This is a genomic window from Paraburkholderia dilworthii, from assembly GCF_000472525.1.
Taxonomy (GTDB): Bacteria; Pseudomonadota; Gammaproteobacteria; order Burkholderiales; family Burkholderiaceae; genus Paraburkholderia; species Paraburkholderia dilworthii.
The window spans coordinates 76635-96333 of record NZ_AWZT01000023.1; the positions used below are offsets into that span (position 1 = coordinate 76635).

Genomic DNA, 19699 nt, shown 5'->3' on the forward strand with positions numbered 1-19699 from the left:
CTCGTCAAAGGCGCGTTGTCCCCACATCAACCATAACGGCAGGGCCATACCCACGGCACCTGCGAGTCGCACATACCCAACGTGGAGGAGAATGCTGGGATCAAGCGTGTTCAGCAGCCACCAGTCACGCCAGACAAACGCGATCCATATGAGTATGAGGCTGGCGCTAGCCAGCCTGCGTTGGCCCGCGTAGCGACGCGCATAGTCCATACGGAACGCACGCTCCATCGCCGCCGACCTGAACTTGCGTACTACGAAGCCTGACGATCTCATAGCCTGCCTGGATCCGGAAAGCCACCGTGGGCGGATAGTGCGCGACATCGAGCGGCTTTATCGGCGCACCGCGGGTTAGACAGGTCCCCTCGTCACGGATCCCGCACGTGACCGAAGCTTGTCGGCAGTCGGTCAGCAACGAGCCGACTGACTTCAGCGAGCGTGCTTTCCGGCGCGGAAGACTTCCGTAGTAGCACGAACGGCTCGGCGAAATCGCGAAGTGCGTTCGGAGACACCAGTTCGCCCGTGATGAACGCAACGGGAAGCACGCCTGCCCAGGCGAAATGCTGCCTGATCCGTTCGGCGACCTCGATACCGTCCGGCCCGTCCCGTAGCCGGATATCTGTGACTATAACGTCGGGTGCGCGGCCATCGTCGGCGAGAATCGCTTCGAATCCCTTCATTGACCCGGCACAATCCACCAGTGCGCCAGCATTGAGGAACAACCTGCGCAGGCCCTCAAGAACGGTCGGTTCGTCGTCGCAAAGCAGGATGTATTTGCCGCGAAGGATCGACGTGCATGCGGCGTTCGCTTGATCTTTGGTCTCAATGACGTGTGCCAATCGCGATATCGGAGCGTACAGGGAAAAACGTGACCCGCGCCCTTTGACCGACCAGAAACGCATGCTGTGCTCCGGCAGAATCGCGATAATCCGATTGACGATAGACAACCCAAGTCCGAGGCCTTTCGACCGGTCGCGGCCAGGGTTGTCAATCTGATAGTACTCGGCGAATATCGCATCCCGATGCGCGGGCGAGATGCCGACCCCTGTGTCCGACACGTCTATGCGAAGCCGTTCGCCTATCTCCACCCAGCCGACAACGATGCCCCCCACGGACGTGTATTTGATCGCATTCGATATCAAATTGGACAGTGCTCGTTTGAGCAGAGCGTGATCACTTTCAATAGGCGGCGGGGAGCGCCGGCGCAGGGTTAGTCTCAACTCGATGCCCCGTGATCTCGCCGGGTCAAGATATTGCTCGAAGACCTCCGTAAGCACAGTCTGAGTATCGACTGGCGTTAGATGCGGGACGTAGTAACCCAGCTCGCTATAGTCCTGGATGTGCTTGAACATGTCGAGGATGTCGCGTGCCGTTTCCTCAATGACGTTGAGATCATGGCTTGCGGCGTGTTCATCGTCGAGGCTTATCCGCGCGCTACGGATGAAGAGGTTGATCGCGGCGAGGGGCTGCTGGATGTCGTGGTAGGCCGATGAAAAGAAGCGCTCTTTCTCTCTGACGACTTCTCTCATGCGTTCATTTTGTTGCTTGACTACGCGGGACGCGGCTTCAACGCGTGTCTTGGCTCCATGCAACGACCGCCGGAACACAAATTCGCGCCGGGCAGCGAGTTCAAACTGAATGCAGACGCCAAGACCGACGAAATACATCATGAACACCATAGCCCCGGTGGTAAACCAGTGCGACCACGGGGTGGGAATATCCCAGATGTATTGGAATAGTTCTATAAGATTGTAAGTTGCAACGCATAGTCCGACTAACCATGCTGCCGTGATGGTACGAAGTCGGAACAGGGTGAATATCAGGAAAAGGACAACGAAAAAGCCGGGGAAAATCTCCTGTCCGACCCGGGCCGGCGGGTAAATGTTCACCAACCCCAATAGAGCGAACCAGCAGCTTAACGTCACTACGCAAAGCAATCTGACGGCCCAGCGTTCGTCAAAGGCGCGTGCTCCGCACAGCAGCCAGACCGGCAGGGCCATACCCGCGGCACCTGCAACTCGCACAAAGCCAATGTCGAAGAGGATGCGGGAATCAAGCGTGTTCAGCAGTAACCAGTCACGGCTAGCAACCGCGGTCCATATCAGTATGAGGCCGGCGCCAGCCAGTCTGCGTTGGCTCGCATAGCGTCGCGCATAGTCGGTACGGAACGCACGCTCCACAGCCGCCGAGCCAAACTTGCGTACCAGGAAGCCTGAGAATCTCATAAGGCCGCTTAATCAGGAAAGCGCCGTATGCGGAGACAGCACGACGTCGGGAGGCTGTATCGGCACACCGCGTGTGTTAGCCCCAGCGAGCGTGGGTACGGGGTGCGACAGCACATGCCCAGTGAAAGCGGCGCTGGTGGTCAACGGTGCGCAACACCTTCGTATGTGAACCCATGTGAGAAGGATAGCAGGTCACCGTTTCTCCCATGAGCCACAGATGTATCAACAAATGCGACGTGTTCCAGGTTGCACCGGAAGGTCCAGCAAGGCGGTCCGCCATCATTGAAGGCGACTGGCTGATACATCACCACGATCGGCTACCGGGAGTGCATACATCTTTCGTCGGCGTTGCGGGGCCTTCACCTACGCATGTGCGTTGCGACGGCGTTGCGCCTGACCAAGAATAGTAGGACAGCAACGCTGAGGAGGCATTCGTCGAGCGAACCCCCGGAACGGTTCATCGTGATGAGCTGAACCGGTGGTGGCTCGTGCGTGGACTGGTGTAGGTCGACATGAAGCGAGCAGGCTGTTGCTCTAGCTCCAAACGAGCCCTCTCACGAAAACTTGTCACTCTATAAACACCTATATTGGGGCTCGTGCGCGACACGCTGGATGCGCGAGGATTTCGAGGTCGGGGCACGTGAATAACGGATCGCATGAATGGAAACTCAACGCAGACAAAGGAAGCAACATGAAATCACCACTGATAGTCGCATCCGCTGTCGTGCTCTTTGTCGGGGCAGGTGTTGCGCATTCGCAAGACGCACCGCAAGCCTCTGAGCTCGCCCCGCAAGAAAACGCCGCGACACAAGCCACTGACCCGAGTACGGGGATGGAAGCATATGGCGGTACGCCCGACGCACGGGTACAAGCCGGTGCAAAACAGGCCAGACCGTGCCGGATGGATCCACAATGCAACGTTTTTTTCGGAGGAAGCTAGCAAAGATCTGACGGCGCGCGAGCCCTGACTGGAAAGTGCCCGATGCCCGTATCGAGAAGGGCACGAAATTCTTGGTTCGGCTTACCGAGTTCGCCGTCACTCTTTAAGGTGGCGCCTCCTGAGAGGGAGGCGCCACGACACGCGAGAGGCGCGACGGCTTGGGAACGAGGGAAGGGGCGTCATAACGAGCATCCGGGCGGTCGCGAAGCTTGAATTCGAGATCGCCGCGCCAGTAGCAACTGGCAGGGCGTTAACGCTGGTGCGGGCCAGACCAACCCTTCTTCGCGTCAACTAAGCCCTCGCGGGACCGCTTACCTAAAACGACGTGTCGGCCGCGGGGTCGGCGTCGCTAACGCAATCCGTTGATGACGAGAAGGTGAAGAAATGAAAGTGCAACCCTCGGCTGTAACCATCTTGCTGTTCCTGGTCACCGCGGCCGGCGCTGCCGACTCGCAGGAAATGCAACCGTCAGACGTTGATAGCCACTCATCCAGTCAGCAACCAATAAATTCATCGCAGCGGGCGATGCCGATGGCCGGCGACAGTCAGTGGGACTATGGAGCCCAACCGGGCGGACGAAGTGCTGACGGTAAAACCCGAGACGGTCAACCATGCGTGGTGGGCCTGTCGTGCGATATCTATCAAGGTAATTGACCTGGCGGCTGTGTCGCGATAAGTCGACTCGCTATCTGAAACGACCGATTTGATTGACAAGACAGACGCTATGTCATTCAGATGGACAAAACGCCATGTCCTCGCCGCCTGTTGCGCCTCTTCCGCTTTCGCGGCGAGCGTGCGCATGCGAGTCAGGTTGTAGGCCGCGTCAACAGGAAGACCCGGTCAACTCGTTGCAGCCCCCGAAACATCACCTGCCGAATCGCGCCAACCGTCCTGCTACAGCAAAGGCCTACTCAATGCATTTGCGCTTGCGCTGACTGACGGCATAGCCGGGCCAGCGCGTTGTGCGCCCGTCGATGGCCGAGCCGCCCGCGCGGCCATTGTTTTGCGCGACATGTGGCGTCACGCCGTGTGCGCGGCAGGTTACTACGAAGCCGGTCGTGTCGTGGTTCTTGTCAGCACCTACCGTTATCGATGTATCGGCAAACTGCGCGGCCGCTGCCCATGGTTCTGCCGGCCGAACTGGGCTCATTACACTAAGCCAACGGAGCCGGCCGATTCTGAAAGGTGATTTCAGTATCGCGATTCGCTGCCGTAGTTATGTGCGAAGGATCAACTCTCAGGACTGCAGGCATGACTCTCACCAACATCAAGATCGGCACCCGGCTCGCAATCGGCTTCGCCACGCTACTCGTTTTGCTGTTTGCGTTGGGCGCTGCCGCGTTGTGGCCGATGTCCCGCGTCTACGAGGGCACGCTCGAACTGGGGAACAACTGGCTGCCGAGCGTGCAGGCGGCCGGCAACATGCAGGCATACGTCAATAGCGTGCGCCGGACGACTTTGCTGGCGCTGCTCGCGAACGGTCCGCAGGAGTTTCAGGCTCAGCGCGCCGCACATAACGAAGCGATCACGAAGCTTGCCGCCGAACTGGCCGATTATCAGAAGCTGGTTTCTGCGCCGAAGGAGCAGCAGATTTACGAACAAGTCAAAAGCGCTTGGGGCGCCTACAGCGGAACGGATACAAATCTTCGACTTCCTGAGGGGACGATGGCATCAAGGCGGCGCACGATCTATCGAACGGAGAAGCCAGGACCGAATTCGTCATCGTTGATGAAAACTTATCGAAGACGATATCGAGGCGAATCGCAAAGGTAGCGAGAACGAAGTCGGCCGCGCTGCTGCGAGTTACCACAGTGCAATCCTCTCTTCGAGTTTCCTCATCGTGATTGCGATGATCGCCGGCGTGAGTATTGGTGTCGTCATCACACGATCCATCACCGAGCCGATCGCGCGTGCAGTCACGCTCGCCCAGACTGTCGCGGAGGGCGATTTACGCACAGTCATTCGGGTGACGGGGAACGACGAAACCAGTCAACTGCTGCGAGCGATGGGCGAAATGAACGATCGTCTCGTCGACGTCGTAGGCAGAGTTCGCAACAGCAGCGAAAGCATTGCAACGGGTTCCGCGCAGATCGCAGCAGGCAATACCGATTTGAGCCAACGAACCGAGGAACAGGCAGCGTCGCTGGAACAAACCGCTGCCAGCATGGAACAGCTTACGGCAACGGTTAAGCAGAATGCTGAGAACGCCATGCAAGGTAATTCACTCGCTGCAAACGCGTCGGAAGTCGCAGCACGCGGTGGCCAGGTGGTCCACCGTGTGGTGCAAACAATGGGCGAGATTTCGCGTAGTTCGGAACAGGTTGCGCAGATCATCACGGTGATCGAAGGGATCGCGTTTCAGACGAACATTCTGGCTCTGAATGCGGCTGTCGAAGCAGCGCGGGCAGGAGAACAGGGCCGCGGATTTGCGGTCGTGGCAGGCGAAGTCCGCACGCTCGCACAACGCAGCGCGGCGGCGGCGAAAGAGATCAAGGATCTCATTGGCGCTTCGGTAGAGCACGTGTCGAGCGGTTCCAGACTGGTCGAAGAAGCGGGCCGCACGATGGACGACGTAGTGCATCCGTCAGACGCGTAACTGATCTCATGGGTGAGATAAAGTGCGGCTTCCGGTGAACAGCATACGGGCATCGAACAGGTGAACCGGGCGATCGGACAGATGGATGAAGTCACACAGCAGAACGCGGCCTTGGTCGAGGAAGCGTCGGCTGCCACGCAATCGATGGCTTCACAATCGAGCACGCTGCGGGAACTGGTAGCGGTTTTCCGCATTCGTGAAAATTCTGAGGTTTGAAGATGCCGCGGACTACTGCAGTCCATATTATCCTTCGTCAGCGACGACTCCCGACCTACCACTTCGCTCCAGGAACGCGCCGTCAGTGCTAACCCTGATTGTTGAGTGCGGCGAAGCCTCCCAAGAGCCATACTGGGAAATATTGACGCGCCTTCCCGGCACACTGGGTGCGCCGAAACTATCAGTATTTCTCAACGTGGAGACCATCATGATCACGGCAACGCGAATGGGCGAACCACATTACGTCCGACCGAGTAACGCGCACAGTCTTGTGCTCCCGCGCGGGCATGCGACCGCACGAACTGCTGGAAAGCGCGCTTGCGGCATGCATACGCATGTCCAGTGACATCGCTGCCGAACGTGCGGGTACCACACTCGCGACCGTCACAGTGCAAAATGGCCATTGACCGGCAAAATCGCCAAACTGGGTTTGACGTGTCACGGCACTTCGCGACAGCACCGTCCCCGGCGCATCACGCGCTGGCTCGTAAGGCAGTGAAAACATCACCCTTTGCGCGGACGCTCGGCAAGCCGGTAGCCATTCGTCCGGCCGAAATCGTCACCAGTTGATCAGCGGCATCAGTCATGGACAAACAGACCATCGAAGCCTACACGACAGGCGCGCGTCAATTTGCGGCTGAGTGGCGCAACCAGCCCCCGCCGACTGACATGTACGCGCTGTTGCAACGCTACTTCACCCCAGGCGGAAAAACTGCAGACATCGGTTGCGGCGCGGGCCGCGACGTTGCATGGCTAAACGATCACGGCTTTCCCACCGTTGGCTACGACGCGACCGAAGGACTACTTGAGCAAGCCGCGACCGATTTTCCCTCGCTGGTTTTCAAGCGCGCGGCACTTCCCGCGCTGGACGCGATCGGCAGGGAAACGTATGACAACGTCCTGTGCGAAACCGTCATCATGCATTTGCCACCGGATGAGATCACCCCAGCCTGTGCACGTCTGTTCGAAATTCTCAGGCCGGCAGGAACGCTGTATCTGAGCTGGCGGGTCGCAGAAACGGCGTCCACTCGCGATGCCGCTGGCCGACTCTACGCGGAGTTCGACGCCGCGCCGGTCATGGCAGGTCTTGGCGATGCAGAATTGCTGTTCGACGACGAAGCGGTGAACCTCTCTTCCGGCAGACGGGTGCATCGACTTATTGCCCGACGGCGTGGTTGATGTTGCCGGACTACATGCCGAATGTCCGAAGTCGCCGCAGCACAAGTCGTCGCCGATCCCTTGCGCCGAAGGTCGCTTGTGGGTCAAGTCCCCCCGGTCGGTTCGTTATCGTCTACCGGCTAGATTACTACGACGAACTTGCCTTTCGCCTCATTGCGCTCCATCAGTTGGTGAGCCATCGGTACATCGCTCAGACTGAATACACGTGTCGGGGCGGCCTCGATACTGATTGATTGCCGCGAAGTCCACGGTCTGCTGCATAGGCACGTCCGACAATGGGAATTCCGGGGTCCCGCGCTCGCGTGGGGTCACATGCCGTCTCACCTGGTTGCGGACGACCTGATGGAGCATCGACTGGTGTCACTGGAGGGGCGGAATCTGCGCGGCGCCGCGCTCAAGCACTACGCGGCGCGCCGGCGACACGCCGCCCACGGACCCGTCGCGCAGACGCTGTGGACGCAGTTGCAGGTGCAAAAGATTGGTTGAACGTCGTGATTCGCTCGACCAGCGGTTGTGATGCACAACGGCTGCCATCGAATTTCGCGAGCGTCCTTTGCATAGTCTAATCGGCCATATGCCCGGTTAGACCGCATGTCACCCCCAGTGATTCCGCCCAAGGTGAGAAGGCAGTGATCTCGTCGAAATTCGCGCCCAACCCTTGGCTTAACAAGGAGCACAGTCCCTTTGCTGCGGACGCCGGGCATGGCGAGGAAGCGGCAGAATTGCTGCGCTCGGGCCTGCGGACTGGCCGCTCGTCTGCGGTTGCGATCCCTGACTGTTCGCAGACACGGTCGCCGGCCCGCAAACCAGCGCCACTGGGCGAGTCTGCTGCGGTGCCCCCTTGGGGCGGAGCTGACCGACCGGGCGAGTTATAAATTTGTCTGCAGGAACTCCACCACCTCATCGTCGATCTGCCGATGAATCGTCGCGCGGTCGACCCCCGGTGCATCCATACAGACCAGCGCCGCACTGGTTACCAACGAGGGCGGACAAGGATCAATAAAAATGAAGTGATTGCCCGGCACGATATGGAGTGCAGGCGCAGTAGCCAGGCCCGAGAGGACGGAAAGAGAGTTTCTGGCAGACCCCAGATAGCTGTCGTCTTGCGGTCGATAAAGCAACGTTGGTACACGCACAGCCGACAACCACGATGCCTGGAACATCATCGCCAGTGGGTCCATCAGCACCAGAGCCTTCAGTCAGTGATCAACGGGCGGCTGCCACGCAAGCAGGTCAGCGGACAGTGCCGCTTTACCTCGCGTGCCGTGTGCGCCATTCCCGCCTGTAGAGCGTGGACACGATCCTGGATCATCGTGGTTCGCGCAATAAGTGTCGGCATAGGCAAAGTCCGGTTTCGCTCCGGCGAAGATCAGAGCAGTGTAGCCGCCGGCTGAATATCCAATCATGCCAACACGCCGCACATCAGCGACCGGTAAAAACCGCGGATCTGCGAGAACGGCATTCAGCGCGGCCTCTGCCTGCTGGGTACGATCCTTCAGGATTTGGGCTTGGGACGGCGCGCAAGGGTAGCCCGAAGCGTCTCCAACATGCGTTGGTAAGACGACGATAAATCCCGCTCGAGCCAGAGCAGTAGCCAGTTCACGATGACTGAGCGGCCCCCCGGCCTCGTCCGTGCGAAATCAACACGACGGGGAAGCGCCTATCAGCTATAGGCGAAGCATCGCGCGTCGCGTCGATAACAAACGGCCCGGCTTGCCACGGGGTCTCACGCTCATGCGTCGGGTAGAAAACCACAGTGTCCGGAGTAGCAGCCTCGTCCGCCACAGTCAGGCGAATGACCCCTGCATTAAAAGTCTCTGGTTCAGCCTGCACGGAACATGTACACAGGACGGTCACTATAAGGGATGCTAACCAGCGCATGGCGATTCTCCCGAGCGGCCGGAAGGATAGGCGGAGAATAACAGAACGTTGTTACAGGTTCGCTTATCCTTGGCGTCAAGTGGAATCAATGAAACCACAGGGAATCCGATCCGGGCCAAATAAAATGGCGCAAGCCATTGGTCGATCGCAGCGACGTAGCACGTGGTATGGACCACGTCGCTTACCGCGATGGCGATCGTTAACCAGATTCCCGTCCTCGGTTCATTTAACAACAGCATGTCGGCGAGGAGATCAAGCTCGGCTTCGTCTTGTGCAAGACGCATTTGCCAGCAGTCGGCCATCTACTGCCATTCGCCATCGCGTTGTAATAGACGCCCGAACGTCCCTTGCACCTTGATGAGAGACATTCCGTCGCGACATCGGCCTGAGCGGAACACCGGGCAAGGTAGCCGGAATAATCGCGTCATCGACGAGGTGACGTCTGAGTCGCGCCCCTCGTATCGGCGACTTCCCGTCATGCCGGCGAGATTCGGGCCCCCTTCAGTTAAAGTATCTGCGTCTGTTGCCGATATGCCGTATGAGTGCCGATCAATAGGCGTCGTCGATGACAAAAGATCGGCCGGCAGCGCGAAAGATTGTGATGAAATGCGCAGCGGCATGCCGGGCTTCGTCACAATTTACAGCTGCAGGGACGCGCCATGGTTATGCAAGTGATTCGACCGCGATGAAAGCTTCACCGGTTTGCCATCGAATGCGCCCATAGCCTCTGCCGAGGGCCGCCCGATCCATGCCGAACCTGAAAAGTGAACCGCACGTGCGACAAACTGAGTTTGACTCCTTGCTGTCAGTTTTGGCCTGTTTCATTCTTTTCTCGTTGTGCGGTTGCCATCAGCGGGACCACGATTCTTCGAGCAAGAGCGGGCCGACCAGTACCACCATCACCGCCCTGGTCTGGGCTCCTGACTGGCCGGAAGAAATGCTTCAGATTGCTGCCGAATTCAGCAAGCTGAATCCGGACGTGCACGTGGATGTGCAGTTCATGATGGCAATTCGGTCGAAGAAAATATCAAGCCGCGGATCGCCTCCGGCAACTTGCCCGATCTGGTAAGCATCAACCCGAATGCCTACGCGGCAGACCTGGCCGATCAAGGGCTCCTCGCCGACGTTAGCAAGACATCCGCCTGGAACAACATGCTCGATCCTCTCAAAAAGGACTGGAGCAGTCGCCAATCCAGGCACTTTGGAATAGCGGGGGGAATGGCTACGACTTTGCTCTATTACAACCAGGACATGTTCGCGAAGGCGGGGATCAGGGAACTGCCGACCGATTTCAACAAATTCCTGGCGGTTTGCGGACAGCTCAAACGTGCGGGCTATACGCCAATAATGTGGAACGGCGGCTTCCCAAATATGCTCGGCAACGGCCCCTTCAGTTCAGGCTTTGCTAACAATGTGGTTGCGCGCGAGCCAGGCTGGAAGGACAAAATCAGCGACGGCACGCTGGATTTGAACACCGCCCAGGTAGCGGATGTTTTTGCCAAGATCAGGCTGATCCCGGAACGGCGTTTCGTACAGGAATCGTTCATGGCAACAGGCTACGACGATGGCATACGGCTATTCAAGGCGGGCAAGGTAGCGATGGCTTTTCACGGTAGTTGGGCAGCCGGTCTCTTGCTGCACGGCAATCCGTTTGAGGTTGGCGCGTTCATGCCGCCCTGGAACTCGCCAGGTGAGCAGGTAGTGCCGGTAATCGGCAGTGAAACCGGCTTTGCGGTGTCTGAGACGCCCAACAAGGCTGCCGCAATGCGTTTTCTCGAGTTCATCGCGGGACCGGGGTTTTCCATCCTCCAGATTAAGCGCCAGAACATTCCCCCATTCAAGCACGTCCCGGGGACGGTGGTGAGCGATCAGAAGATTGTTGACTACACGAACATGGTCAGTCGCTATGCGGTGACCGGCAGCCCGTACTATTCATTTCTACCCTCCAATTCCATCGAGCGCTTGCATCGATTGATGCAGGATGTCCTGTTCGGAAAGATCACGCCAAAGCAGGCTGCAAAACTGCTGGACGAGTCCGTTAAGAACGAAGCGAAGATGCATTACAAATGAGTCCACTGATCGTCTGGCTGCGAAGCGCATTCGCCTACTTCTCGTTGGATCTGCTACGCCGTGTCGAAATTCGCTACCGGCTGATAACTGCGTTCATCCTGCTTTCGCTCATACCGATACTGGTCTCCAGCTACATATCCTACGTGGAATCAACAGCAGCGTTCAGGCAAAAAGCGGAGATATTTTCCAAAGAGGTAGTCAAACAGGTATCCAAAAACATCACGTTGCGGATGGAACAGATCGAGGCGGAGAGCAGCCTTCTGGTGCTCTCCGATCAGGTTCAAGACGCGCTGACCCGCGTCGCGCACGGCAATGAAAAGGAGCAGAGCGAAGCTCGGCAAGATCTGACCCGACTCCTGCTGGAGCACTATGGCTCGGGTGATTTCATCAACCAGAAATATTTGCTCGACAACGACAACCGGATCACGGACACGCAGGCATTCGCGCAATTGACGCGGGGTGTGGTCCGTCTGGTTCAGCAGGCTCCCGATCGAAATGGCCGGCCTTACTGGGGTAGCTATGACAACGGGGCCGGTCAGCAAGATCTCGGGATGGTGCGCGCCATCATCGGCAAGAGCGACAATCGGCAGATCGGTAATCTGGTTCTAGTGATTCGCCCGGAGTATTTTTCGGCGATTTTCAATGACGTCGCCGTGGACAGTGGAACGGAGATCTATGTACTTGACGCCAGCAGCGACAAGCTGATTATTCGTGCCGACGGCTCTTCAATGAGCACTGACGGAAAGGCTGAACCGGGTCTGCTCGCAAGGATCACAAACGCCGATCCGCACGAGCCAAATGACTTCGTCGACTTCCATGGCAAGAATGGCGGCCGATATCTTGCTGCATACACGGGTATCGCCGGCACGAAATGGTTTGTGGTCAGTACGATCCCGGAGAAGAAGCTGACGGCCGAGGCACAGTCCGTACGCAACCAGATCATACTGGTCGGCATTTCGGGGTTTCTGCTCTCGATCTTCCTCGCCAACTTCATTTCCCACAGCATCTCTGCACCTCTCAAAGATCTGGTGCGAAGGATGGACGACACTGGTAGCGATGCAGGCACAGAGGCGGAGGGTTCGGTGGACGCGGGCTGTGAGATTGGCGTAAGCGATGAATTGGGCAGATTGGCGCATAGGTTCGAACGAATGAGTGCGGCGATCGGCCAGAAGATCCAGAAGATTAACGAGATCAACGCTTCCCTGGAGCAGACGGTCATCGAGCGAACGGCAGAGCTCGTCGCCAAAGAGCAGGAGTCGCGCACGTTGATCGAGAATTCACCTGACACGATCACGCGCTACGACCGGGAACTGCGCCGCACCTATGCCAATCCGGCTTTCTGTGTCTCCGCGGGCCGCAGCCTTCACGAATCGCTCGGCAAACGGCCCTCAGAGATACCGGGCGGTGCTAACGCGCTCGCTTACGAGAAGAAGATCAGCGAAACCATTACGACTGGGAAAAGTCGCCAATTCGAACTGAGATGGCTCAGTAAAGACGGACAGGAACAGTGCAGCCATATCAGGCTCACTCCAGAGACCGACGCGTCGGGAGAGGTGAACTCCGTGTTGGCGGTCGGTCGTGATTTGTCGGACCGGATGGCATTCGAGGCAACGATATGGAAACAGGCCAATTACGATGCGCTGACCCATCTCCCGAACCGCCAGAAGTTTCATGCCCGTCTGGAGTATGAAGCCGGCGTTGCTCATCGCTCGGGGCGGCCGATGGCCTTGATGCTGATCGATCTCGACCGCTTCAAGGAGGTCAACGACTCGCTCGGACACGATATGGGCGACATCCTGCTGATCGAGGCCGCGAGGCGCATTACCTCGTGTGCGCGCGAATTCGACACGGTCGCTCGACTTGGCGGTGACGAGTTCACAGTGATTCTGCCCGAGTTGGACGACACCGGGAGCATCGAACGGATCGCGAAGGCGATCATCGCCACGCTGGCCGAACCGTTCAAGCTTGGTCCGGACGAGGCTTTCATTTCTGCGAGTGTCGGTGTCACGCGTTACCCTAACGACGGGACAGAACTGGATGTTCTCTTCAAGAATGCCGACCAGGCCATGTATGCGGCGAAAGCCGCCGGGCGCAACCGTTTCCACTACTTTACGCCCGAGCTGCAAGTGGCGGCAGAAAAGCGCCGGCGTCTCACCAGCGATCTACGTACCGCCCTGCAAGCCGAGCAGTTCCGCGTCTATTACCAGCCTATCGTCGACCTGGCGACTGGCGAAATTTACAAAGCTGAAGCGCTAATTCGCTGGCTGCACCCTGAACGCGGCACGATAAGCCCGTTGGATTTCATTGCATTGGCCGAAGACACGGGACTCATCGTTCCTATTGGCGATTGGGTGTTCAAACAGGCCGTGCGCCAGGCGCATCAATGGCGCCGACGATTCCATCCATCCTTTCAGATCAGTGTCAACATTTCACCGGTGCAGATTCGCCAGGACAATCTGGTGTGTATCCAATGGTCGGAATACCTCGTTCGGCAAGGCATGCCTAGACAGAGCATGGCAATTGAAATAACCGAAGGGCTGTTACTGGACGCCGAATTGAACGAGAAGTTGCTGAGTTTCCGCGAGGCAGGAATCGGGATTTCGATCGACGATTTTGGGACCGGTTATTCGTCCTTAGCCTATCTGAAGCGCTTCGACATCGATTATCTCAAGATCGACCGTTCATTCGTACAGAACCTCGGCGTCGACGGCGGCAATCAGGCGCTCTGCGAGGCAATGGTCATGCTCGGTCACAAGTTGGGATTGCAGGTTATTGCCGAGGGGGTCGAGACGACGGATCAACGTGATTTTCTTGCGGCCGTGGGTTGTGACTTTGCGCAAGGCTTTTTGTATTCCGAGCCGGTTCCGTCTGATCAATTCGAGGAGCGCGTGTGGCCGACAGTCAGGGAGGCGGCTTACGTGGAGGTGCGCGACGAATCGTGACCTATCGCTGAACGAGTGTATGTCAGGTATCGAGAAATGAGCCCCGGTCACGATAGTCTTGAACCGTCGAAATAGTTCGATTTCAGTCCTCTGGGTTGTCGAGAGCAGCCATTCGACAGGCTGCGATCGGACGGGGCGCCAACGGCAGCAAAGGCCGATTTGCCGTCCTCGCGGATTTCCGCCGGATACCCGACTGCTCAGCTAGCCGTCCGCTGAAGTGCCGCGGCTCATACCCGGTGGAAGAGCGGGTTTGCGGGGAGGTGTACCCCATTCCAGCACGGGCTCTTGGCGCAGGTAACACGCGCGCAGCACGGCGAGCTCGTCGGCATCGGGGAAAGTCGAAGCGGCGGGCGTGAAGGGCAAAGTGAGGCGCGTTTTCATGCATGGGCGTTTAGCGCATGAACAGGTCTCTTAAGAGTTTGGGCGGTCTGTCGGTGATCGGTCAGATCGACGCGTTGCTGCGCGCCATGGCGCTGCGAGGTTGGGTCGTACCAGATGGACTACGCAACTTCGCTCGCTGTTGGAACCGCTCATCACGGGTTTAAAAGACGCCGGCACACATACCTTGCTGCCGATGCTTTGCGAAGAATTGGGATTACCCACGCCCGCCACTGAAGGCTCCAAGCGTGAGCGCATGACCTCCAGCATCGAGGCGGTAGTTGACACTGACCTGCCTGCGGTTGCACGCAATCTTCTGGTGCATCACCCGCCCAATTCCACTACACGCAACCAGATTCAGGACATTCTCTGGAGCTACAGTGGATGCCCACCGATCCGGAAGCGGTATCGGCGGCATGTCGCTCGAAGACCCAACAGCGAAGATCTGTATGGGGATGCTCGCGGTTTCGATGACCTTCTGGAGCGGCTGTGGATTTTGGACGCCGATGACTGGATGAACTTGCCGGGCGGCAAGCCCAGGGGATTGTGCGCGGAGATTCAGCAGCACGTCCATCGAAATCCGGAGGACTGGCCGGCTGAAACACTGTTCGACCAGTTGCGTGCCTACGACGCTTCCGATCGGCGCTTTGCGCTGTTTCTGGAGGGGCAGGCTTCGGCTGACGTGCGACCCGACGAGGCAGCGCAACGCGACTTCGTCGCTTGCGTCAACGAGTCGCTGCGCAATCGGGGCGTCGAGCTGCGCGAGACGGATTCGGAGGGAGGCTACCCGGTCTTCTCTATGGTCTCGTTGCACGCGGCGATCAAAGGTCGGCCGAAGAATCTTATCTTCGCCTCATCCGACAAGCCTGACCTGCGTTTCCGCGACGCACTGGACAACGACGTCGAGATCGTCACCAATGCCGATAAGGTGCTCGTCTATGACAGCCCCATCGGCAACGACGGACTGCGCTGGAACGACTTACAGCAATGGTGAAGTGATACCGAGCAAATCACTGATGCCACGCAGGCCAAGCGCTCGCTGTACGCGCGTCTCAAGGCCAGCCCGCCCCGTAAGTAAGCGCGTCGGGATAGTCCTGAATCGTGCAGAGCACGGCCGGCGCGATGCATATCTCGCGTCTTGCGCCGATTTCGGCGAGCTCGAGCGGTGCATGAGCGCGATCGCAAGTGACGCCTGATGCACAGCTATCGAACACGAGCAAACAACGCCGAGAGAGTTTTTTAAATGCCGGACAGTCTTTCAATGAATTTTTGCAACAGTTCCGCGACCGGATACTTGAGCAGAAGCAGCGGGGCCATCGGAAGCAGCGCGGCGAGTGTCAGTTGCGCGAGCAGTCGTGGGCTGGCCGGAATCCACCGCACGTCGCCTGCAGCGGCAACAACAAGCCTTAGTGCGACCAAGGTCCCAAAGTCTGGCGTTGCCAGCAGCTGGTCGTCAGCTGCGACACGCGTTCCAGCCCATTTTTTATCAAATAGGTTTGCGTACCGCGCTGCTAGGCGCATGTAGTCGTCCAGTCCTTTCAACCGGCAAGCCCAGAGCTTCGGAGAGAAGACCAGCAGCGGAACGACAAACAGCAAAGCGTCGACCAGCAGCGTCACCGACACGGCAGGATAGATGGCTGTGATCGGCATGGTGCCTGCGGAAAATCCCTCCACGAACGACGCTGTCTGACTCGCCGATATTGCGAGAACCAGCGGAGCGAAATGTGCATGGACGACGCCCAGATATCCGAGTCCCGCCGCGCCGTCCGGATGCACAGGTATCAGACGAAGAGGCAGCAGTGACAGAGTCGCGAGGAAGTACCACCATAGTGCCAGGCGCCAGACCCATCGAAGTATCAGGAAGCGGAACACCGTCAGGCACACGGTCCAGTACCATTGGCCAGTCATGGTCGCTCCGGTTGCAGGGCGACCTGTCATGTAGTCTGCGGTCGTTCCAAAGCGTGTCAGCTGCGTGCCATACCACCAAAGGATAGCCGCCAAAAGTGCGCAGATCACTTCGGGAAGCCAGGCGTCCTTCCATCGGGTGAGCTGCGAGATCTTGCCCTCGAACTCCTGCAGCGAATTCGTAGGGACCAGTCCCGAGCGAGTCAGCGAGCGGACAAACGATGTGACGCAAGGATCGAACAATGATTCACAAACGAACAGCAACGGGATGGCAACAAGCAGGCGGACATGGACGCCAACCACGAGAGGCGACGACATCCAGTAGTCCATGCCTTCTATGAACGCAAGCGCCATCAGGATGCCCCACAATAGCAGGCCAAGCGCCACCCCTAGTGCCGTTGTGTTGCTCCTCCCGTGGACGAGGTGCAAGCGGCATCCCAGGCGGTGAAGCGGACCGCCAAGCAAGGACAGATCTTGAAGCCCCGAGTGTGTTTTCATGATCAGCGTGGCCTCAGGGTTTCGTTTTGTAGGAATGGGAGCAGTTCGTGGGCCGGCCCGACGGAGGCTTCCAAAGCTGATTGACCACAAATCAGTGTTTCCGGGCGAGGCGCGTGACGAGGCCTCGAAGGACGAGGTAGGGGACGATGGCAAGAACAACCGCAACGAAGATCGCTCCGCCGGGATACACCGTGTGCAAGACGATGATCTGAAACACGACGTCCAGAACCAGCGCAAGAATGAATACCTTGCCGATGCTTTTCCAACCATCCCTGAGCATATCGGCACGTTGGCCGGGGTCCGACGCGAGCGTCCAGAAATACGGCGGTTTGCCGAGTCTGGCGTCCACTAATCCTGACCGGATCGCGAGGAACGATGCCATGACCGGCTGAAGAAGAAGGCGGAAGCTGAGCGGACCCGAGACCCGGTCCGACATATTTTCCATGACGCGTATCCAGAAATCGCTCACGTCGACCACCTTTTTGTTATCCCGCCAGCGGCAACAGAATGAGGCCGTACGTCAAACCACCACTGACGAACGGAAGGAACCGTCCGTCTTTCCCGGATGGCAATTCCATGATGGTGCTGGTCATGATGACGGCACCCGAAACGAGAGCGATCAACATGGCAAGCATCGGGACGGGTAATGGGAACGCTATCCCCGCTGACCAGCCGGCAATGGACATACCGGCGAGCACGAAGCGTCCAACGCGTTCGTAAGCAGGTCCGTGTTCACGGCGAAGACCGTCGCTTACCGCCAGGAAGTGGCATGCCATGGCAATCGCATAGAGCGCGGTCGACACCTCTGTTTCTTCCAGGTTGCGCACCAGAAGATAGGCCACCAGCCACGCGTAGACGGCGAAACCGCCGAGATGGAGTCTGAACACCAAACGCTCGTACCCTGTTGCCGTGGAGGTCCCGAGGCGTGCAGGCAGATGAAGGAAGCCGTACGAGACAAGAAAGCCAACAAGCGCCATTAAGTAGACGGCCATACCTTCGTACCGCAGTGCGGCCGATGCGGATGAGGCAAAACTTGTACGGGCTCCGTGCAATTCCGGCATCAGATGAACGAATACATAGGCAACCGACATACCGGCACTGAATGAATTGATGCTGCGACGATTGACCGCCAGAATGCGAAACGGGCGAATGCGGTCGCCTATCACGAAGATAGCCGCAAACAGGAACGCTGTTGCACCTGTTTCGACTATCAGGACCTGTTCCACGCGACAACTCACAGTAACCGGATCACTATGCTCACGAACGCAAATGAACCGGTAACAGCCATGACCAGCGCAATGATAAAAGTCGGCCGCCAAGGACTGAAGCGTTGATACTGCTGCAGTTCTGGAAGTGTTCGCCAGTACTCGATGGTGCCCATCACCATAGACACAGTGCCCATTCCCGTGAGGAATAGCCCGACGCGCCGCGGCGTGTTCGGATGAGCCAGGTGGACGCCCGCCTCCTCGAAACTCTGAAGAACCTTGTAAATCGTAAAGCCGAAACTGATCATTGAAAGCGCGGTTCGTACCCATGCCATCAACGTGCGATCAGTGGCCATCAGCGTGCGTTTCGCCGCGAGGTCCGTTCGGTCGACGGCCAGTTCGTTTGTCGACCTCGTGTCTGTAGTCTCCACGTCAGGCCCCTCATTCTTTAATCGAACCACTAGTGCCTGTACGGGGCCCGCATAACCGCCCCTGGCCACCCGGTTCAAGTGCAAGCTCTTGAATAATCCTCGGCACGATGATTCAAATCGCGCTCATGCCAGCGCGCTCCGGCAGGCCGGTCGACGACGAGGATAGAAACGCCCAAACCGTGCTTTCCAGCGTCAGGCACGTGCAGCGCCTACATCAATCTAGTGCAATGAAGGCGCGATTACGAGAATTTTTGGGCTAAATGTTCGCTTCTCCTCCCGGGTTTCCAGACGGTTGCACGAACGAGGGACGATCGCTACGTACACGCCGCTTACGCGTTCTCCCGACGCAAACCGCCCGCCGCATTTGAGCAGGCGCACGTACCCGCCACGCTCCAGTAGGTACGTACTGTACTTAACGCGAACTCATCACAGTCGATGACCCGCATCCTTTGTAGGCGTGGAAAATTTGAAGTTTAGCGTCGCGAGTCGGGGTAATTTTCGCGAGGTCCGCGGGCGGCTGGCACCGCAGTATCGCGTTAACCGGCGCTCCCGCACCGCGTTGGACCGACTTCGTCCGGTACGCTGGACGGTCAGCCGCACCATGGCATGGAAAGCGTCAGAACAGTTTGCGGAAATCCCGGTCGCGTAGGGGATCAGGCGATTTCTGTGTTTGACGCAGGGTGCCCTGGTCGTCGAAGTAGAAGTTGTAGAGTAGATAAGTGACATTGTTCTCCACGTATCGGTACGACCACACCTCACGTTGCATCCGCGAGAAATACGAGGTTTCGAACGGGCGGCCGAAATTGATCAGCACGTCGTTGCGGGTCCATTCGCCGATCTCCGCCCGATAGAATTCGTTCGCCTGCAGCACTTGGCGCATGCGCACAATCTTGCCGGACGCATCGACGTCGGCAGCGGTCGTGGCGGTGCCCATCGGCTGGGTCGGCCACATCAGTCGCCTGCCGCCGTTCGGCAGATCGTAGGTTTCGCGCGCTGGTCCAAGCCGGGCTACGACCGCCGACTGGTCCTCGCCAGGCTGAGCCTTGCCATGGCTGAGCACACCCCGCGAGCATCAAGGCGCCGAGCCAGGTTACAACCGCCCGACGCGGACGTGCACGCGACGTGGTCGCGACAGCGATAGCCGAAACAAGCGCTTGCGACAGGTGGGTCGACATGGATTCCCCCAATGGGATCGCCCGTGGCCAGATGCGCCGAGTCGCATCATTCAGACACCAG

Annotated in this window: 16 protein-coding genes and 3 pseudogenes; 9 read left to right on the top strand and 10 right to left on the bottom strand. The window is 58.3% G+C overall.

Annotation, left to right across the window (positions count from 1 at the left end; all coding sequences use genetic code 11):
• Positions 1 to 365: 365 nt before the first annotated feature.
• On the bottom strand, positions 366 to 2222 hold the full coding sequence (locus F759_RS0120150) for a hybrid sensor histidine kinase/response regulator (protein ID WP_027801475.1): 1857 nt from the start codon (positions 2220 to 2222) through the stop codon (positions 366 to 368).
• Positions 2223 to 3546: 1324 nt separating this feature from the next.
• Here F759_RS0120150 and F759_RS43365 point away from each other — a divergent pair.
• Complete coding sequence (locus tag F759_RS43365) at positions 3547 to 3816, top strand: hypothetical protein (RefSeq protein WP_167334030.1); 270 nt, start codon at positions 3547 to 3549, stop codon at positions 3814 to 3816.
• A 123-nt stretch (positions 3817 to 3939) separates the two neighbouring features.
• Here the strand turns inward: F759_RS43365 and F759_RS40990 are convergent.
• A pseudogene (locus tag F759_RS40990) lies at positions 3940 to 4294 on the bottom strand (IS5/IS1182 family transposase); the annotation flags it as partial.
• 119 nt (positions 4295 to 4413) lie between these two features.
• Between F759_RS40990 and F759_RS45015 the strand changes: the two are divergent.
• The 5 genes from F759_RS45015 (at position 4414) to F759_RS41000 (ending at position 7639) form a co-directional block, all read left to right on the top strand.
• Positions 4414 to 4935 (top strand): MCP four helix bundle domain-containing protein, encoded by a 522-nt coding sequence (locus tag F759_RS45015; RefSeq protein ID WP_209440501.1) that lies wholly within the window; start codon positions 4414 to 4416, stop codon positions 4933 to 4935.
• A gap of 76 nt (positions 4936 to 5011) precedes the next feature.
• Positions 5012 to 5758 carry a methyl-accepting chemotaxis protein gene (locus F759_RS45020; RefSeq protein WP_322787101.1) on the top strand — a complete coding sequence of 249 codons (747 nt, stop codon included), beginning with the start codon at positions 5012 to 5014 and terminating at the stop codon, positions 5756 to 5758.
• Between the two features lie 81 nt (positions 5759 to 5839).
• The gene (locus F759_RS45025) at positions 5840 to 5974 is read left to right on the top strand and encodes a hypothetical protein (RefSeq protein ID WP_322787099.1); all 135 of its coding nucleotides are present in this window, start codon (positions 5840 to 5842) and stop codon (positions 5972 to 5974) included.
• 585 nt (positions 5975 to 6559) lie between these two features.
• Positions 6560 to 7153, top strand: coding sequence for a class I SAM-dependent methyltransferase (locus tag F759_RS0120170; RefSeq protein ID WP_027801477.1), 594 nt, complete (start codon positions 6560 to 6562; stop codon positions 7151 to 7153).
• A 312-nt stretch (positions 7154 to 7465) separates the two neighbouring features.
• Entirely contained in the window at positions 7466 to 7639 is a 174-nt protein-coding gene (locus F759_RS41000) for a hypothetical protein (RefSeq protein WP_244438865.1), read from the top strand.
• Positions 7640 to 8022: 383 nt separating this feature from the next.
• Here the strand turns inward: F759_RS41000 and F759_RS44160 are convergent, their stop codons facing one another.
• The 3 genes from F759_RS44160 to F759_RS38050 all read right to left on the bottom strand — a co-directional run bounded on the left by F759_RS44160 (position 8023) and on the right by F759_RS38050 (position 9336).
• Positions 8023 to 8334: an alpha/beta hydrolase gene (locus F759_RS44160; protein WP_027801478.1), complete on the bottom strand. Its 312-nt coding sequence runs from the start codon at positions 8332 to 8334 to the stop codon at positions 8023 to 8025.
• 18 nt (positions 8335 to 8352) lie between these two features.
• Positions 8353 to 8751: a dienelactone hydrolase family protein gene (locus F759_RS44165; RefSeq protein WP_322787102.1), complete on the bottom strand. Its 399-nt coding sequence runs from the start codon at positions 8749 to 8751 to the stop codon at positions 8353 to 8355.
• Positions 8752 to 9021: 270 nt separating this feature from the next.
• Positions 9022 to 9336 (bottom strand): hypothetical protein, encoded by a 315-nt coding sequence (locus F759_RS38050; RefSeq protein ID WP_036024806.1) that lies wholly within the window; start codon positions 9334 to 9336, stop codon positions 9022 to 9024.
• A 533-nt stretch (positions 9337 to 9869) separates the two neighbouring features.
• On the opposite strand from F759_RS38050, the pseudogene F759_RS38055 reads away from it, so the two are divergent.
• The 3 genes and pseudogenes from F759_RS38055 (at position 9870) to F759_RS38060 (ending at position 15418) form a co-directional block, all read left to right on the top strand.
• A pseudogene (locus F759_RS38055) lies at positions 9870 to 11104 on the top strand (ABC transporter substrate-binding protein).
• A complete protein-coding gene (locus F759_RS0120200; protein ID WP_027801479.1) occupies positions 11101 to 14046 on the top strand; it encodes a bifunctional diguanylate cyclase/phosphodiesterase in 2946 nt (981 codons plus the stop codon). Before F759_RS38055 ends, F759_RS0120200 begins: the two are co-directional and overlap by 4 nt.
• A gap of 520 nt (positions 14047 to 14566) precedes the next feature.
• Positions 14567 to 15418 (top strand): AbiJ-related protein, encoded by an 852-nt coding sequence (locus tag F759_RS38060; RefSeq protein ID WP_244438866.1) that lies wholly within the window; start codon positions 14567 to 14569, stop codon positions 15416 to 15418.
• Between the two features lie 245 nt (positions 15419 to 15663).
• Here the strand turns inward: F759_RS38060 and F759_RS0120215 are convergent, their stop codons facing one another.
• The 5 genes and pseudogenes from F759_RS0120215 to F759_RS38065 all read right to left on the bottom strand — a co-directional run bounded on the left by F759_RS0120215 (position 15664) and on the right by F759_RS38065 (position 19638).
• Positions 15664 to 16827: a hypothetical protein gene (locus tag F759_RS0120215; RefSeq protein WP_036024808.1), complete on the bottom strand. Its 1164-nt coding sequence runs from the start codon at positions 16825 to 16827 to the stop codon at positions 15664 to 15666.
• A 91-nt stretch (positions 16828 to 16918) separates the two neighbouring features.
• Positions 16919 to 17296 carry a hypothetical protein gene (locus F759_RS0120220; protein ID WP_027801481.1) on the bottom strand — a complete coding sequence of 126 codons (378 nt, stop codon included), beginning with the start codon at positions 17294 to 17296 and terminating at the stop codon, positions 16919 to 16921.
• Between the two features lie 16 nt (positions 17297 to 17312).
• Positions 17313 to 18053: a hypothetical protein gene (locus F759_RS0120225; RefSeq protein ID WP_027801482.1), complete on the bottom strand. Its 741-nt coding sequence runs from the start codon at positions 18051 to 18053 to the stop codon at positions 17313 to 17315.
• 8 nt (positions 18054 to 18061) lie between these two features.
• Complete coding sequence (locus F759_RS0120230; RefSeq protein WP_051377366.1) at positions 18062 to 18388, bottom strand: YidH family protein; 327 nt, start codon at positions 18386 to 18388, stop codon at positions 18062 to 18064.
• 691 nt (positions 18389 to 19079) lie between these two features.
• A pseudogene (locus tag F759_RS38065) lies at positions 19080 to 19638 on the bottom strand (hypothetical protein).
• Between the last annotated feature and the right edge of the window lie 61 nt (positions 19639 to 19699).